Annotated in this window: 13 protein-coding genes and 3 pseudogenes; 7 read left to right on the top strand and 9 right to left on the bottom strand. The window is 67.2% G+C overall.

Going from position 1 to position 14,821, the window contains the following annotated elements:
- Positions 1 to 47: 47 nt before the first annotated feature.
- The 4 genes and pseudogenes from V6V89_RS38910 to V6V89_RS38895 form a co-directional block, all read right to left on the bottom strand.
- Complete coding sequence (locus V6V89_RS38910; protein WP_334624697.1) at positions 48 to 869, bottom strand: CPBP family glutamic-type intramembrane protease; 822 nt, start codon at positions 867 to 869, stop codon at positions 48 to 50.
- Positions 870 to 1,076: 207 nt separating this feature from the next.
- A complete protein-coding gene (locus V6V89_RS38905) occupies positions 1,077 to 1,736 on the bottom strand; it encodes a response regulator transcription factor (protein ID WP_334624698.1) in 660 nt (219 codons plus the stop codon).
- 9 nt (positions 1,737 to 1,745) lie between these two features.
- The gene (locus V6V89_RS38900; RefSeq protein WP_334624696.1) at positions 1,746 to 2,834 is read right to left on the bottom strand and encodes a sensor histidine kinase; all 1,089 of its coding nucleotides are present in this window, start codon (positions 2,832 to 2,834) and stop codon (positions 1,746 to 1,748) included.
- A gap of 164 nt (positions 2,835 to 2,998) precedes the next feature.
- Positions 2,999 to 3,313, bottom strand: a pseudogene (locus tag V6V89_RS38895) (endonuclease/exonuclease/phosphatase family protein); the annotation flags it as partial.
- 238 nt (positions 3,314 to 3,551) lie between these two features.
- On the opposite strand from V6V89_RS38895, the gene V6V89_RS38890 reads away from it, so the two are divergent.
- The 3 genes from V6V89_RS38890 to V6V89_RS38880 all read left to right on the top strand — a co-directional run bounded on the left by V6V89_RS38890 (position 3,552) and on the right by V6V89_RS38880 (position 6,037).
- Positions 3,552 to 4,082 (top strand): RICIN domain-containing protein, encoded by a 531-nt coding sequence (locus tag V6V89_RS38890; protein WP_334624694.1) that lies wholly within the window; start codon positions 3,552 to 3,554, stop codon positions 4,080 to 4,082.
- Between the two features lie 204 nt (positions 4,083 to 4,286).
- Complete coding sequence (locus V6V89_RS38885) at positions 4,287 to 4,874, top strand: TetR/AcrR family transcriptional regulator (RefSeq protein WP_334624693.1); 588 nt, start codon at positions 4,287 to 4,289, stop codon at positions 4,872 to 4,874.
- Entirely contained in the window at positions 4,871 to 6,037 is a 1,167-nt protein-coding gene (locus V6V89_RS38880) for an FAD-dependent monooxygenase (RefSeq protein ID WP_334624692.1), read from the top strand. The genes V6V89_RS38885 and V6V89_RS38880 overlap by 4 nt, the downstream gene beginning before the upstream one ends.
- 216 nt (positions 6,038 to 6,253) lie before the next feature.
- Here the strand turns inward: V6V89_RS38880 and V6V89_RS38875 are convergent, their stop codons facing one another.
- Positions 6,254 to 6,595: a GNAT family N-acetyltransferase gene (locus tag V6V89_RS38875; protein ID WP_334624691.1), complete on the bottom strand. Its 342-nt coding sequence runs from the start codon at positions 6,593 to 6,595 to the stop codon at positions 6,254 to 6,256.
- Between the two features lie 25 nt (positions 6,596 to 6,620).
- Positions 6,621 to 7,262 (bottom strand): maleylpyruvate isomerase family mycothiol-dependent enzyme, encoded by a 642-nt coding sequence (locus V6V89_RS38870; protein ID WP_334624690.1) that lies wholly within the window; start codon positions 7,260 to 7,262, stop codon positions 6,621 to 6,623.
- A gap of 104 nt (positions 7,263 to 7,366) precedes the next feature.
- Here V6V89_RS38870 and V6V89_RS38865 point away from each other — a divergent pair, with 104 nt between their 5' ends.
- Complete coding sequence (locus V6V89_RS38865; RefSeq protein WP_334624689.1) at positions 7,367 to 7,981, top strand: TetR/AcrR family transcriptional regulator; 615 nt, start codon at positions 7,367 to 7,369, stop codon at positions 7,979 to 7,981.
- A 315-nt stretch (positions 7,982 to 8,296) separates the two neighbouring features.
- Here the strand turns inward: V6V89_RS38865 and V6V89_RS38860 are convergent, their stop codons facing one another.
- A complete protein-coding gene (locus tag V6V89_RS38860; RefSeq protein WP_334624688.1) occupies positions 8,297 to 8,680 on the bottom strand; it encodes an SDR family NAD(P)-dependent oxidoreductase in 384 nt (127 codons plus the stop codon).
- A gap of 32 nt (positions 8,681 to 8,712) precedes the next feature.
- Between V6V89_RS38860 and V6V89_RS38855 the strand changes: the two are divergent.
- Positions 8,713 to 8,969 (top strand): annotated as a pseudogene (locus V6V89_RS38855) (transposase); the annotation flags it as partial.
- Positions 8,970 to 9,308: 339 nt separating this feature from the next.
- On the opposite strand, the gene V6V89_RS38850 reads toward V6V89_RS38855, so the two are convergent.
- The gene (locus V6V89_RS38850) at positions 9,309 to 9,815 is read right to left on the bottom strand and encodes a TetR/AcrR family transcriptional regulator (protein ID WP_334624687.1); all 507 of its coding nucleotides are present in this window, start codon (positions 9,813 to 9,815) and stop codon (positions 9,309 to 9,311) included.
- A gap of 53 nt (positions 9,816 to 9,868) precedes the next feature.
- Between V6V89_RS38850 and V6V89_RS38845 the strand changes: the two genes are divergently transcribed.
- Positions 9,869 to 10,198, top strand: coding sequence for a VOC family protein (locus V6V89_RS38845; protein ID WP_334624686.1), 330 nt, complete (start codon positions 9,869 to 9,871; stop codon positions 10,196 to 10,198).
- Positions 10,199 to 10,642: 444 nt separating this feature from the next.
- Positions 10,643 to 12,048, top strand: a pseudogene (locus V6V89_RS38840) (NF041680 family putative transposase).
- Positions 12,049 to 14,050: 2,002 nt separating this feature from the next.
- On the opposite strand, the gene V6V89_RS38835 reads toward V6V89_RS38840, so the two are convergent.
- Entirely contained in the window at positions 14,051 to 14,623 is a 573-nt protein-coding gene (locus V6V89_RS38835) for a hypothetical protein (protein ID WP_334624685.1), read from the bottom strand.
- Positions 14,624 to 14,821 lie beyond the last annotated feature (198 nt).

Here is a 14,821-nt window from a genome sequence, read left to right as displayed (position 1 = left end):
CTGTCCGCCGGTCGCAAGTAGACAGTTAGCAAGATCCAGTTACACCGTTATCTTGACAGTCCCTCACCCCCACCTGCGCCGAGGTTTCTTGCGGTGTGTTTGCCCAGCCGTCCGCGGGTCGTTGCCAGGAGTATGGCGGCGACTAGGCCGAACCCGGCGACCTGCCAGATCTGGTAGCGGAGCGAGTCGGACAGAGTCGGGAAGAGTACCGGCAGCAGCGAGACGTTCAATGGCGTGTGGAGCAGGACGGCGATCGGACCGCTGCCGCCGGTGTAGTTGAACACCCAGGTGAACAGGTATGAGACGCAGATGACGAAGGCGAGAAAGACCAGGAACGGTCGGATGATGCCACCGAGGTCGGCGCCGGCGTGGTTGTATCCCTCGATCAGGGACAGTGGCAGGTGCCACAACGCCCACAAGATTCCCAGCACGAACGTGCCGGCCGCCGGACCGAACCTGTCCTGCAGGCGTGGGGTGGCGAAGCACCGCCATCCGGGTTCCTCACCGAGCGGACCGCCCACGACCAGCACGACGACGAACAGCACGAGCCAGCTGGGTAGCGCGGCGGGTTGCGGATCGAACGCGGCCGGGGCACCGGGCAGCGGCAGTACGCAGAGCATCAGCAGCGCTGGGACGCCGATGAGGGCCAGTAGGTACCAGCGGGCCGGGACGCGCCAGTGGTTCAGGTCCCGCAGGAGTTCGCGTAGTCCCGCGCGGCCCTCGAGGGCGTGGGTGACGGCGAACGCGGCGGCGGTTGGGCCGAGGAACGGCGCGGCGATCATCCACGGCATCAGCGGCAGGTCCAGTACGAGGATGCAGACCAGTTCGTAGGCCCAGGCCGGCACGAACGCCAGGATGAAGAACCACATCGTGGGTCGGCGGGCTACCGCCCGGCCCAGTCGGGACTGTCGGCGTATCGCCGTTGCGCGGTGGACGGGAGGGATGGATTGTGCGGTGCCGGTCATCATGGTCCTGCCGTTCGGCGTCGGTTGTCGCCGTTCAGGATCCGGTCCACCGGCCGGCAGGCCCATCTGTCTTCGGACGGATTCTGGCCCCGTGGCGGCCGAGGCGGCGGGTCAGGGCTGCACGAGGCCCGTCTCCCAGGCCCACGCGGCGATTCCCACCCGGTTCGTCGTTCCGAGCTTGGCCTGGATGTTCGCCACGTGGGTCTTGACCGTGCCCACGGAGACGAACAGCTCATTGGCGATGTCGGCATTGGATCGGCCACGGGCGATCAGCTGTGTCACCTCGGCTTCACGCGGTGACAGGATGTTCGGCACGGGGCGGCGCGCCGGCGGCGGTGTCGCCAGGTGCTGCAACAGCCGCACCGTGATGGATGGGCTGATCAGTGACTCGCCGGCAACGGCCGCGCGGACGGCCTCGGCCAGCAGCCGGGGTCCGGCGCGTTTGAGCAGGAAGCCGCAGGCACCGCCACGCAGGGCCGCGTAGACGTACTCGTCGTGATCGAAGGTGGTCACCACGACCACGCGGACCGGTGCGGCGACCGTTGGGCCAGCCAACAGCCGGGTCACCTCCAGACCGTCGAGTTCGGGCATCCGGATATCGACAAGCGCCACGTCTGGCCGCAGCGATCGGGCCATCTGCACCGCGGTACGACCGTCGGCGGCCTCGCCGACGACGGTCATGTCGGGTTGCGCGTCGATGAGCCGGCGAAGTCCACGACGCACGGTGTCCTGGTCATCAGCGACGAGGACACGAATGCTGACCCCCGTAATGACTGCCTCCTACCTCGTTGTGCCAACCTTCCCGGGCGGCAGTGGAAGCGCGGCGGTCACTGACCACCCGTCCGCCGTGGGCGCGGCGTGTAGCGTGCCGCCCAGGGCCTCGATTCTGGCGGCGAGCCCGACCAGACCAAAGCCTCCGCGCCCAGCCCTCCATCGTGCCGCGCGTCGTGCCGTCGCACCGGCATCGGTGATCGCGAACCGCAGGATGTTGTCGCCATCGACTAAACCGCTGATGCTGACGACTCGCGCGCTGGGCGCGTGGCGGCGCACGTTCGTGAGGGCCTCTGCCACCAGCCGGTACATCGCGTCGCCGATTTCGCGGGGCACCCGTCCGGGCAACTCCGGGGCCAAGTCCACACGGACCGTGACACGCCCGTTGCCGAATCGGCCGATGAGCGCGGGCAGGTCAGCGATTCGGTAGATCCCTTGCCGGGGCGCGTCGTCGTCGCGCAACACATCGACGGTGCGATCGATCGCCGCGAGCGCCTGCAATCCCGCCTGCTCTATCCGGCTGAGCGTCTGCCCGTCCGGCGCGGTGCCGCCCTCGGCCTGGCTGGCCTGCGCTTCCAGGACGATTCCGGTGACGTCGTGGGCGACCAGGTCGTGCAGATCGCCGGCCAGCGCGTACCGCTCCTCGCGGCGTGCCCGCGCCATCATCCGCGTACGACGCCGGTGCGCCAACCGCCGCAGGCCGCCCACCGCGGCCGCCACCAGCACGACCGTCGCCCAACAAACGGTGAGAAAGACCGCCTCAGCCCGGGTCGGCGGCGGCGTGGCTCCCCACAGCATCCGAGCCGGCTGTACGGCAGCGGCGAGGGTGCCGAGCCCAGCGGCGGCCAGCGCCATCGTGATCGGTGCCCACCGCACCGCGGTCTGAACCAGCAGCGCGAGGGCGAACAACTCAACCAGCAACCAACCGCCGGCCAGGCCAATAACGGCTCCGGTGTGGGCCAGGCTCGCCACCAACGACACCACCGCGACCGCACAAGCCGCCACACCGCCCTGGCGGTAGCGTCGCCACCTGCGCCCGGGCAACGCAAGTACCAACACCGCCACCAGCGCGGACACAGAAACGATCACCCACGTCACGCCACGACGGTAGGCCACCACGCCGACACCAGTCACTCTGCCGAAAGACAGACCCACCGGCCGAGGACGGCATCCGGGCGCCGCCACACAACGATCGCGGCGCCGATCAGGTCGCGGTTGCCAGGGCGCCTGTAGCAAATGCAGCGTCAGTCTTGACGCGGGATTCACCAGCTGATTCCAGCCGCCACCGGCAGGTGCTCGCTGCCGGTAGCCGGCAGCACCCACGAGCTGTCCGGCTCCACGCCTCTGACCAGGATATGGTCGATCCGCACCACCGGGAACTTTGCCGGCCAGCTGAACCCGAAACCTTTCCCGGCCGTGTCCTGGGCCGAGCGCAGCTGTCCGGTGATGCTGGCGAACGTGCGGTCATCCATGGCGCCGTTCAGGTCGCCGAGCAGCACCACCCGCTCGTTCTGCCCGGCGGCGATGGCGGGCGGTATTCTGATCGGCTCACCGGCGGTGGCGTGGTTCCTACTGCGCCCGGCCCGCCGAGCCTTGGCCGAGCACCCCGGGCTGGCCGAGCGGGTCGCGGAGACCCAGGAACGCGAGTCCACTGACCGTCCACTATAGAAATTCATGCGCTGCGCAACCGCTAAGGGAGGAGCAGCCCAGGCCGACGGCAAGCCGGTCAACTCCGCGCGATCTTCACCGTTTCGCTACTCGGCGTACACCGCCGCGTCGGCCTGGCGTCGGTTGCGAGCGCGAGAGTGCGCCGTCATGATCATCTCTGTGTGGCGGAAGCGAGCCGCCCTCGGCGCGGGCCTCGCCGCTCTGTTTGTCACCGGTTCCGGTGCCCTGTCCGCGGCCCCGGCCTCGGCCGCGGCTACCTACTGGACGTTCAAGAGCGCATACAACGGCCAATGTCTCAACGGCTCGGCAACCACGTCGGCCGTCTGGACGGCCCCTTGTAACGGCGGCCCGTCCCAGCAGTGGGACTGGATCGGCGCCGTGGAGAACTGGAACGGGCGGTATCAGAAGCTGCGGAACCGGCACTCCGGCGAGTGCCTGATGTCGGACTCAGAGTCGGGAGGCGGCCGAAACGCCGTCTGGCAGAGCAACTGCAACCAGAACACCACGAACCTGTACTGGTCCTTCGACGGCGGGAATGAACTCTCCTTCCCGTACGTCGACAACAGCCTGCGGGTGGCCGCATCGTCAAGCGACGCCGTCTACTGTTCGAGCCCCACGTGGGACGCCGCGTCCGACCTTCCCTACCTGACCCACGTCTGGCGCGGCTCCCACACCTGACCTCGGCGGTGGACCGTTCCCACGCGTCATGCGCACCGGATCTGGTGCATGGAACCCGCCGCTCAGTGGGTGCATACGTCCTGAACCAAGCGGCTTCAGCTAGTCCGGGTCAGACCTGCGGCGGATACCTCAACACCAAGATCACCGATCTTGTCAAGTGCTACGCTTGGTCAATCGTCCAGGACGATCGACCAAGGATGAGGTATGTCGGGCCAGACCAATACCGAACGCGGCCGGGTTGTGCGGGCACGCCTGCTTGCGGCCGCCCGGGAGCTGATCGGTGAGCTCGGCTGGAGTGCCGTCAGCACCCGGGTACTGGCCGAGCGGGCCGGGGTGCGTCCGGGACTGGTGCACTACCACTTCGAGTCGTTGCAGGCGCTCCTGTGCCATGCCGCGCTGGAGGAGATGCGGCAGATGCTCGACCGCACCATTGCGGTCCTCACTTCGGCCATCAGCCCGGCCGACGGCATCGAGACGATGCTGTTCGACCTCGACCAGTACAACGGGTCCGATCCGCCCTCCCTGCTGTTCATCGAGACCTACCTCGCCGCCACGCGCGACCGCGAACTGCGCCAGCGGATGAGCGCACTCGTGGCCGACTTCCGCGGTTCGCTCACCGATGCGCTGACGCGCGCGGGACATCCCAGCCCCCAAGGCGCCGCGAGTGCGGTGATGGCGGTCTTCGACGGCTTCGTCCTCCACAAAGGGCTCGACCCGGACCTCTCGGCAGCGCACATCGCCCCGCTCCTGCGTCAGATCACCGCCAGCGAAGAGAACGGAGAACACCGATGAAAGCCCTGATCTGCGGCGCTGGCCTCGCCGGCCTGGCCCTCGCCCACCGCCTGCACCACCACGGCTGGGAGGTCCACGTCGTCGATCACGCTCCGGGACCACGCGAGCAGGGCTACATGATCGACTTCTTCGGCCCCGGGTACGAGGCAGTGACGGCGATGGGCCTGCGGCCGAACCTGCGGAAGCTCGCCAGCTCGGTCAAGTCCTTCCGCTACATCGACGCCCGCGACCGCACGACCGTCAGCGTCGACTACACGCTCTTCGCAAAGGCCCTCGACGGCGAGATCGCCAGCATCATGCGGCCCGCCCTCGAACGCATGCTCCGCGAATCGCTCAGCGACCAGGTTGAGATCCGCTACCGCACGACCATCGACCGGATCGACGGCGACCGGGCCCAGCTCTCCGACAGCACCGTTGTCGAGGCCGACGTGATCGCGGGCGCCGACGGCATCCACTCCCGGGTCCGCTGCCTGGCTTTCGGCCCAGAGACCGACTATTTCCGCTACCTGGGCATGCACACCGGGGCTTACGTCTTCCACGATCCCAAGGTGTTCGAGCAGGTCCGGGGACAGTTCGTGCTCACGGAGACGCTCAACCGCCAGATGGGCCTCTACGGGCTCGACGAGGGGCGCGTCGCGGTGTTCGCCGTGCACCGCACCGAGGACACGCGCCTACCCGAGGACCCGCGCGAAGCGCTGCGCCGCACCTACACCGGTATGGGCGACCTGGCCGAGCGGGCCCTCGCCAACTGCCCGCCGCCGGAGGAGATCTACTACGACCAGGTCGCACAGATCGACGCGCCGCGCTGGACCGACGGGCGGGTCGCGCTGGTCGGCGACGCCGCCTATGCGGTGTCCCTGCTTGCCGGGCAGGGCGCTTCGCTGGGAATCGCGGGCGCGTACGTGCTGGCCGAGCGGCTGCATGCCGCCGCATCAGTACAGGAGGGACTGGCCGACTACGAGCGCCGTTGGAGGCCAGTCGCGACGGCCGTGCAGCAGGCGGCTCGTAACCGGGTCACCGAGTGGTTCCTGCCGACTTCGTCGGCCAAGCTCTTGCTGCGGCGCTGGGGATTCAAGGCAATGCGGCTGCCGGGCCTCGACCGAATCCTGGTCGGCCCCCTGTTCCCGAAGAACCACCGGAACATAGCCGAGCTCGCGAGGTAGGGACTTCAGGGCGTGAAGCAGAAACGAACCGGTAGTGCGATGCTGGCAGCCGCTCCGAACCAGGCCGTACCCAGCGCCGCGGATGCGGACCCCGTTTGCGGCCTTGGCGCCCGGCCGCCGTCGGGCGAACAGCTCACGGCGTACTCACGGACGCCGATCATCGCTCTGTACGTCCTGACTTACCTGGCTCTGCACTGATACCTGGACGCGACGTGCCTACTTCGATGTGCCCAGGGGAAGGATGAGTTTGTGCCACGGGGGGAGGCCGCTATCGGGTCGCGTTGAGGCGACCGGGCGCCAGCCCCAGCGCTCGTACACGGCCCGAGCGGGGGTGTCGGGCAGGGAGCTGAGCATGGCGTACTTTTCGGGCCGTTCTGCGAGTAGTTCGTTGAGTAGCGCGTGCCCGATTCCGCGGCGACGCCATTGCAGAAACTCGTCCACAAGGGACTGAATATGTGGTTCGAGGATGGCGTTCCAGACGGGTTCGCCGAATCCGTCCCATAGCCGTTCCCAGTCGGCGGCGACAGCAGACCAGCGATCGGGATCTGCACCGTCCATGCGAAACTCCTCCACTCGTCGGGAATCAGGCGTGGTTGAGCCGTGCGGACAGGACATCGACGCCCGTGCCGGACAGGTGCTGGAGGGCGACTGGCCGGCCCAGGACGGCGAGGAGCAGGTCCGCAGCCGGCCCGTGCACTTCGTCGCCGGCTGTGCCGTATGCCCAGTCCGCGTCCGAGGCGACGAGTCGAAGGTTGGCGATTCGTTTGGGTGCGCCCGAGAACCCGTTCGCCTTGACGTGATCGAGTGCAGCCACGGCCAAGTCGACGGGTATCGGCAAGGAGCGTCCAAGCGGACGTGCGATGTCCTGCCCGTGCACCAGAACGTCGACCAGTGGATCCATCGGTGCACTTCCGGGCATCCGGCGGGTCGACCCGGCGGTATCGCGCAGCTGGGCGATCAGGTCCGCAGGCGGGAACGCCGCTGCCCGAGTGTGCGCCTGCCGGTCGGCCATCCGGTGGAAGCTGCCCAGCGCCCGGACCGCTCCGGTGATCACCTCGAGCATCGTAGTTCTGGTCGGGGTGGTCAGGTGCGCCACGACGTCACGCACAGTCCACCCCGCGCACAGGGACGGTGTGGCCCAGTCGGTCGTGTCGAGGGTGTCGAGGAAGTCGCAGAGCTTGAGTCGCTCGGCTTCCACGGTGGCGAGAATCGTCGTCTGGTCCACGGTGATGCCTCTCGATTGGTGGGATGGCGCCACGGCGCCTAGATGTGTACGATGTCCACATCGATGTTCACACCGTATACATTGGCTGGGGACGGGGTCAAGACATGAGCAGCCACTACCACCACGGCGACCTGCGGTCCGCCCTCATCGAGGCCGGAATGACGATGGCCCGGGCCAAGGGCGTCGGCACCCTGGGAATCCGGGAACTGGCCCGCGCCGTCGGCGTCTCACCCAACGCCGCCTACCGGCACTTCGCCAGCCTCCGCGCCCTCGTCCTCACCGTCGCACAAGAGGCCCAGCACCGCCTGTCCCGTGCCATCCTCGACCGGATGGACGCCGTTCCCGGCGAGGCCAGCCAGGCCGAACGCGCGTCCGCCCGACTGCGCGCCTTCGGCCTGGCCTACATCCACTTCGCCGTCACCGAACCGGGCTGGTTCGCGCTGACCTGCGAATCACAGGAGGACCCTCCCGGCCCTCTTGCCACCGAACCCCCGCCACCTCCACCGCACCAAATCCTCCTCGACACCCTGGACGCGATGGTCGAGGCGCGGGTGATGACGCCGCAAGGACGCGTCGACGTCGAATGGAGCTGCTGGTCAACCGTCCACGGATTCGCGATGCTGGCCACCGCCGGCCCATTGCAGGCAATGCCACCCGACGCCACCGCCCGCCTCGCCGACCGGGTGATCGGCACCCTGCTCAAGGGCCTTCAGAATTGAACCACCAACAATCCACCGCGATGCGGCCGCGCCCGTGCGGCGATGACCGCCAACATTTGGCTGACTGCGCAAAGGTCGACCGCTGGCCGGCCGGTCAGCGGTCGAGAAGAACGCGGCAGCGGCGCGAGGGTCTGCTCGGGCAGTCGTCATGCAGGGAGTCCCGCCGCCGGGTACGACGTGCGCCCCCACGTTCGGCAGCTGAGAGGTGAACCGGTCGAGTAGCCGTACCGGGAGGTAGCGGTCCTGGTCACCCCAGAGAAGCAGAACCGGCACGTCGATCAGGTGCAGGATGTCCCGCCTTGCCGGCAGGGGCGCTCAGCTCGGCGCCGGGCCGAGAAACAGCCCGCCGCTGACGTCCAGCAATGCGCCGGTCACCCAGCGGGCATCCGGCGAGACCAGGAATGCCACCGCGTCGGCGATGTCAGCCGGCTCGCCCACGCGGCCCAGCGTCGTCATTGCGGCAACCGCCTGCTGTCCCGCCTCGTTGTCACGCAGCCACCCATTCATGTCGGTGTGGGTAATTCCCGGTGCGACCGTGTTGACCGTGATCCCCCGGTCGCCGAGCAGCAGCGCCAGGCTGCGGGTCAGGACGTCCATCGCGCCCTTCGTCATCGAGTACGTCAGCTGCGGCGTCGCCATCCGGGTCACTCCGGAGGAGACATTGACGATCCGCCCACCGTCGGCCATCACCGGCAGCAACTGCTGCTCAGCTTTACTACGTCGGCCCGGTGCGGTTCGTGTTCGCCGATGGCGGCTTCGCCGGCCAACTGGTCGACTGGGCGGCCCGGATCTTGGCCACCGCCATCGCCATCGTCCGCAAGCCCAAGGACCAGAAGGGTTTGCCGTCATCCCGAGACGGTGGGTGGTCGAGCGTACCCTGGCCTGGCTGACCGCCCACCGCCGCCTGGCCCGCGACTACGAACGCAACCCGGCCTACTCCGAAGCGATGATCCGCTGGGCCGCCATCGGTGGCACGGCCCGCCGGCTGACCTGCGGACGTCCTGCAGCCCGGCAGGCCCGCCGCACCTTCGACTGGTCCTCATAGGACACCCAACATGCCCCCAGTTCGCGGGCGAGGATGCCGACGTCTGGGCATCAGGACGCTGTCGTTCGCGAGGGCACCTTGGCCCTTGCGCTGGCCTTTCCGCCTTCGCCGCGACGGCAATCACCGCTCTGGCTGCGACAACCGGCCGCACACCCATGCCGTGCTGGGCCGATGGATGATCCTCCTGCCTGAGATTGCGGCGGCAAGCCGTAGTCGACCCAGAGGGCTGCGGCAGGTTGGTGCTGCACCCGCGGCTCCAGCGTGTCGGGATCTCTTGATTGGTTATCGGATCAGCCCGCGTAGGGCGGCGCGCACCGGTGCAGGGTCCTGGCCATCGCGCATGGCGTCGGCCGCCGCGTCGAGGGCGGCGCGCCAGGCTGCGATGAGGAGCCGGCTGACGGGAGTCCCGTCTCGGTCGGCCAACGTGGCGAGGAATGCCTCTACCGGGTCAGCCGTTCGCTCGGGGTGCGGCTCGGCGAGTAGCCTCGCGAACCCGGCTCGTACGAGGTAGTCGAACGCGACGAGCAGCACCCCGCCGAGGTCTTTCGGGCGTATCGCGGCCGCGCCCTCCATTCGGTCGAGCACGCGTTGCTCGACGTCTTCCCGGACCACGGTGTACAGGCCAACCTTGCTGCCGAAGTGGTGGTAGAGCGAGCCGATCGTGACGTCGGCGCCGCGGGCGAGCTCGGTCACCCCGACGGCGGCGAAGCCGCGCTCGCCGAACTCAGTCAGCGCTTGGTCGACCAGGCGCGCCTTTGTCGTTCCCGGGACGGGTACCCAACTCCGCACAGCATGACTATAGTCTGTCTCGGGTATGGCATAACTCGGTTATGGAGGCCGTCATGGAACTCACTTTCCTTCTCGCCCCGGTGCCCGATCTGGCCACGGCGCTGCAGTTCTACCGCGACACGCTCGGCCTCGACGAGGCGTGGCGCGAGGGCGAGAACACCGTGGCGTTCCATCTGCCCGACCGCAAGGCGCAGATCATGGTCGTGGCACACGGTGACCCCGCCGGTCCGATGTACAAGGTCGACAGCGTGCCGGCCTTCTTCGCCGACCGGCCGGAGATCAAGGTCGTCATGCCGCCACGGCCGATCCCTGGCGGCTCGGTGGCCGGGTTTCACGATCCGGCCGGCAACCTCGCGTACGTCTTCGACCAGGTCGAGCCGTGAGTTGCGCACCTACCTGCCGCCGGGGAGCAATCAATGCCCGTATCTGCGTTATAGGCACTCTCATCGGCTTCTTATCAAGCATGTGAGGCCTTACGCGGATCCAACGCCTATTCCGGCCGCGACCTGGGCCGCCGGACGGGGGAACGAGACGGTGAGCGCTGCGATGGCGGTTGGACCCGCGGTGATCACGCCCGCCACGCCGCTCCGAGGCCAACTTCTCAAACACGCTCTAAGCTTGTTCTTTAACCTCTGATGCTGTCGATGGCGGATGTCGTCCTTTGTAGACGTCGGCGTGTCGGTGCTCGACGTGGAACGGCCACCGTCCGATGATCCTTCGGTTCCCTGGCAGGACACGAAGGACGGATGGTGGCCGTGGCCACGATTGTGGACTATCTCGGCGGTCTGGTCTTACCCGACACGCCCGCAACACCGCTACCTGCGGCGTTGGCGCCGGCAGCACGGCTGGCTGCGTTTCGTCGGGACTTCTACCAGTGCCTGAATGCGCGGACGGACGCGTTGTTCGAGCTGGTCGACGCCGTGTTGTGCGCCGACGGGCCGGTCACTAGCCTGGTCGAGCTGTCCCTGACCGCCGAGCACCGACGCGGTCACGGCGCCCTTTACGACGGCCTGAACTGGGGTGACATCGACATCGCCCGCCTGCGGGCGACCCTCGCAGGGCTGCCGCTGCCGCGCACCTGCGAAGGCCGGATCGTCCTAGCCGTCGATGTCAGCAACTGGCTACGTCCCGCAGCGGTCACCTCGCCGGACCGGCTGTTCTGCCACGTCTACGGCCGGGCCAAGGGTCAGGCCCAGATGATCCCGGGCTGGCCGTACTCGTTCGTGGCCGCGCTGGAATCCGGCCGCACCTCGTGGACCGCCGTGCTGGACGCGCAACGGCTCGGCCCGGCCGACGACGCCACCGCGGTCACCGCCGACCAACTCCGCGACGTCGTTAACCGGCTCATCGAGGCAGGGCACTGGCGGCAGGGCGACCCGCAGATTCTGATCGTCGCCGATACCGGCTACGACACCGCCCGGCTCGCCTACGTGCTGGCTGACCTGCCCGTCCAGTTGCTCGGCCGGCTCCGCTCCGACCGGGTACTGCGCCTGCCCAAACCCGCCCGCCTGCCAGGTGCCACCGGCCGGCCAAGCACGGGCCCGAGTTCCGGCTGGACACCCCGGGCACCTGGCCGGCACCGCAGCACCAGACGACCACCGCCACCAGCCGCTACGGCATCGCCCGGGCGGCCAGCTGGGACCAGCTGCACCCGCGCCTGACTCGCCGCACCTGCTGGATCGACCACCACGGCGACCTACCCGTCATCGACGGCACCCTCATCCGGTTGCAGGTCGAACATCTGCCCGGTGACCGCGACCCAAAGCCGTTGTGGCTATGGTGCTCAGCCATCAACGCCACCACCGCCGACCTCGACCGCTGGTGGCAATCGTTCCTGCGTCGCTTCGACCTCGAACACACCTTCCGGCTGTTCAAACAGACCCTCGGTTGGACCCGCCCGAAACTACGCACCCCGCAGGCGGCAGACCGCTGGACCTGGCTGATCATCGCCGCACACACCCAACTCCGGCTAGCCCGGCCGCTGGCCGCGGACCTACGCCGCCCCTGGGAACCACCAGCCGCACCAGGCCGCCTCACCCCAGCCCGCGTCCGCCGCGGATTTCGGAACATCCGCCCGAACACCGCCCTACCAGCCAGCGCACCGAAACCCACCAAACCCAGCCCCGGCCGGCCACCCGGCTCACGAAACCGACGGCCCGCACCCCGCCACGACGTCGGCAAAACCGCCAAGCGCGACCTAACCATCACCGCCCACAAACAGCGCACAGGTTAAAGAACAAGCTAAGTGTCTGGTGCGTCCTCCCGCACGGCCCTTCATCGGCGGTCCGGACGGACGGGGAAAGGTCAGGCCCGGGATCACCCGGCCCCGGACCCGACCTCTGGTACCACGACTGGAAATGGCCTTTAGCTAATCAGGCCGGATCGTCAGGTGTAGTAGTAGAAATAGTAAGTCAGCTCAGGGCACCCACCAGGGAGGGTGCAGCCGTCGGGCCACTGGTAGATGGGCGAGACTTTGTAGTACCGCGCGAAGTTGGACCGCGTGTGAACGCAATCCTGGTAGGAGTAGCCGCACTGGACGTAGTTCGCACCCGCGATGCCAACATCACCGCTCGTGGTCATCGCGGCACTCGCAGATGCTTCCGGCGCCTGGTACGCGGCGCTCGCGGGTGCTGCTGCGGCAGTGGCTATTCCCAAGGTTGCCATGGCCGCGATAGCCACTCCTACCGCCACTCGCTTCAGGTGCATGAACATCCTCTCAATTCGCGGATAGGTCGTCCGATTTGCCGATCCGTTCCCTCACGGCAACAGGACACCAGCAGACCTCTCCTTGACGGGATAGCTGGTGGGGAAACGGTAGAAGGCAGCGCTTTCACCGAGCTGACGGCATCCTTTCGTCCGCCTGTCGCCGCCTTGGTGGTGCTCGAAGGCTGTATCGAGCTTGATCAAGCGCATTCTCATGCCGCGATCCGCTCGCTACGGCGCGTCATGAGGCGGCGCGGCGGGTCACGCACGTCAGGCGGCAAGGCGGTATCCACCTCGAGGCATGGCGTCCCGCTTGTCGGCGATGTCCCGCTCGTGCTGGCCCGCTACACGACCTGGCGCAAGCAGGAGACCGGGACTTGGCCGGGGCGGGATGTCGAGCAGGTGTTCCGGTCCGGGACACGTCCCGGACCGGAACGGTAGTGCCCCGCGTCCCGTCGAGTGTTTGGAAGCGCGATCGGGCGCATCGCAGCGCTGGGTCCGGAGTGCGACCTGTCCGCCTCTGGGTTGAGGACATTGGTCGACACGAGGCAACACTCCATAGTGGAGTCGTTTCAAAGCTCCCTGTACAACGGATCACGCGAAGCTCCGTTACCCCATTTCGCTAGACGTGACCTTCTGTGGCTTAATCGTCGCAGTGTCCATTAATGGGCGGTACTCCCCAGAAGTACACGCTCCCTTCCCATATCCAACCTGTTCTGTTGGTTCCCTCGATCCGAACGAAGTACCATACATTGCCGTAACTGTTGATATACTGGCACCAATAATAGAACGTACGACCTGCTTCATTGGCAGAATAGGCGAATGAGCAACTTCCATATGGGCCAGTCCTGAGACGGATTGTACCCTTGTCATCTCGGACTTCGTCCCATCCACTCAGGGAGTTTTTAACTGTATACCCACGGCATACATCTGCGTGCGCCGCCGTGGTCGGCATTACGGCCGTCAGGCCACCAACCAGAGCAATCGCCGCAGCCACCTGTGCCAATCGCCCGACCGGAGTTGCTTTCTTCACTAGTTCCCCCTTCTCGTCGAAGATTTCGCGGATTACCTGCATGACGCTATAAGGGCGCGGTCGTCGAGTCGTCCACCGCATGCCGTATGTTCGCGTCCACCCAGCGCGGTACGTGACGCGAACCGTCTGTTGCGCGACGTTCGGTGTGAGGACGTGAGGTAGCCGTGCGTTGTTGCTGGTGAGCATGGTTTTGACGGCTATCGGTGGATTGCTCTTGGTGACGCGCGGCGCCACGGCGAACAGGTAGGAACTGCTCCCGCAGATGGCGGTTGAGCGGGCAGAGCAGGAAGCGAGGGCGTCGAGGGACCGTTCGTGGACAGACGAGCCGCCGTTCTATTCATACGGTCGGATCAGTTCCGGTGACGCTGATCCAGGCGGTCGAAGAACCGGGTAAGTATGCGAGCCGCGACCGTCGCCGACGCGGAGTCATTTGCGGCGAATCGCTCGTCGCGTGCCTCATCCGATACGGGGCGTGGTCGCTGTAGATCCCAGTGGTACTTCACCGCGGATGTGCGGCGCCGGTGTCTGGACCACGCCTGAAGAGCAAGACGCTCACGACCGCGATCCAGAGCAGCCAGGCGAGCAAGGCGAAGAATCCCAGCGGCGTGAGGATCAGTACACCGATCACGATGGCGATCCAGCCGAGCCAACGGGGCAACACCGCCGTGTAGACGAAGGCGAGGCCCGAAGCGAGCAGCAGCAGCGCGGCTCCGCCGCTGAGCGGGAAGAAGAGCGTGTTGTTGAGCGCCGAGATCGTGTGGATGACCTCCGCCGGCACCTCGTCGGCCAGGGTCGCCGCGGCGAACGTCAGGCTGCCGAACAACAAGATCCCGACGCTGGCGATGACGCTGCCAGCAAAGGAGATCGCCGCCAGCCGGCCGTCGCCGCCCTCGGCGCGCGATATGGCCCGCCGCAGGCTGCCGCCGAACCAAACAAGCAACAGAGCCGCGACGCCAAGAACCCATCCGGCCACGACCTGCTGACTGTCGTCTTCTTGCCAGAAGGACACGATCTGGGCAGTCGAATCGTCGTTGTCGGGGGTTTCCCCGCCCACGGCGAAAGCGATCAGCACCAAGATCAGAAAAGCGACCCCAGTTAGAGGCGCGAGACGCTCCAGTCGCCTTGCCATACCGTCACCATACGACGGTGACTACTCTTCGCGATCCTTTATACACAGAAAGCGAGGTCATGTCTGAATGCCGTAGCCGATGAACTCCAGCAGCGACCCGTCCGGATCGCGGAAGTACACGCTGGTGCCTCGCCCACGCCC

It is taken from the genome of Micromonospora sp. CPCC 206061 (genome assembly GCF_036906915.1).
In the GTDB taxonomy this organism is placed as follows: Bacteria; Actinomycetota; Actinomycetes; order Mycobacteriales; family Micromonosporaceae; genus Phytohabitans.
Note: the sequence above shows the minus strand (reverse complement) of the source record. Positions and strands in the feature narration are given on the sequence as shown.

Excerpts from the sequence above, each read along its gene's own strand:
- V6V89_RS38910 (WP_334624697.1), bottom strand. The coding sequence starts at position 869 with ATGTGGTTCTTCATCCTGGCGTTCGTGCCGGCCTGGGCCTACGAACTG.
- V6V89_RS38890 (WP_334624694.1), top strand. The coding sequence starts at position 3,552 with ATGATCATCTCTGTGTGGCGGAAGCGAGCCGCCCTCGGCGCGGGCCTC.
- V6V89_RS38885 (WP_334624693.1), top strand. The coding sequence starts at position 4,287 with ATGTCGGGCCAGACCAATACCGAACGCGGCCGGGTTGTGCGGGCACGC.
- V6V89_RS38880 (WP_334624692.1), top strand. The coding sequence starts at position 4,871 with ATGAAAGCCCTGATCTGCGGCGCTGGCCTCGCCGGCCTGGCCCTCGCC.
- V6V89_RS38875 (WP_334624691.1), bottom strand. The coding sequence starts at position 6,595 with ATGGACGGTGCAGATCCCGATCGCTGGTCTGCTGTCGCCGCCGACTGG.
- V6V89_RS38865 (WP_334624689.1), top strand. The coding sequence starts at position 7,367 with ATGAGCAGCCACTACCACCACGGCGACCTGCGGTCCGCCCTCATCGAG.
- V6V89_RS38845 (WP_334624686.1), top strand. The coding sequence starts at position 9,869 with ATGGAACTCACTTTCCTTCTCGCCCCGGTGCCCGATCTGGCCACGGCG.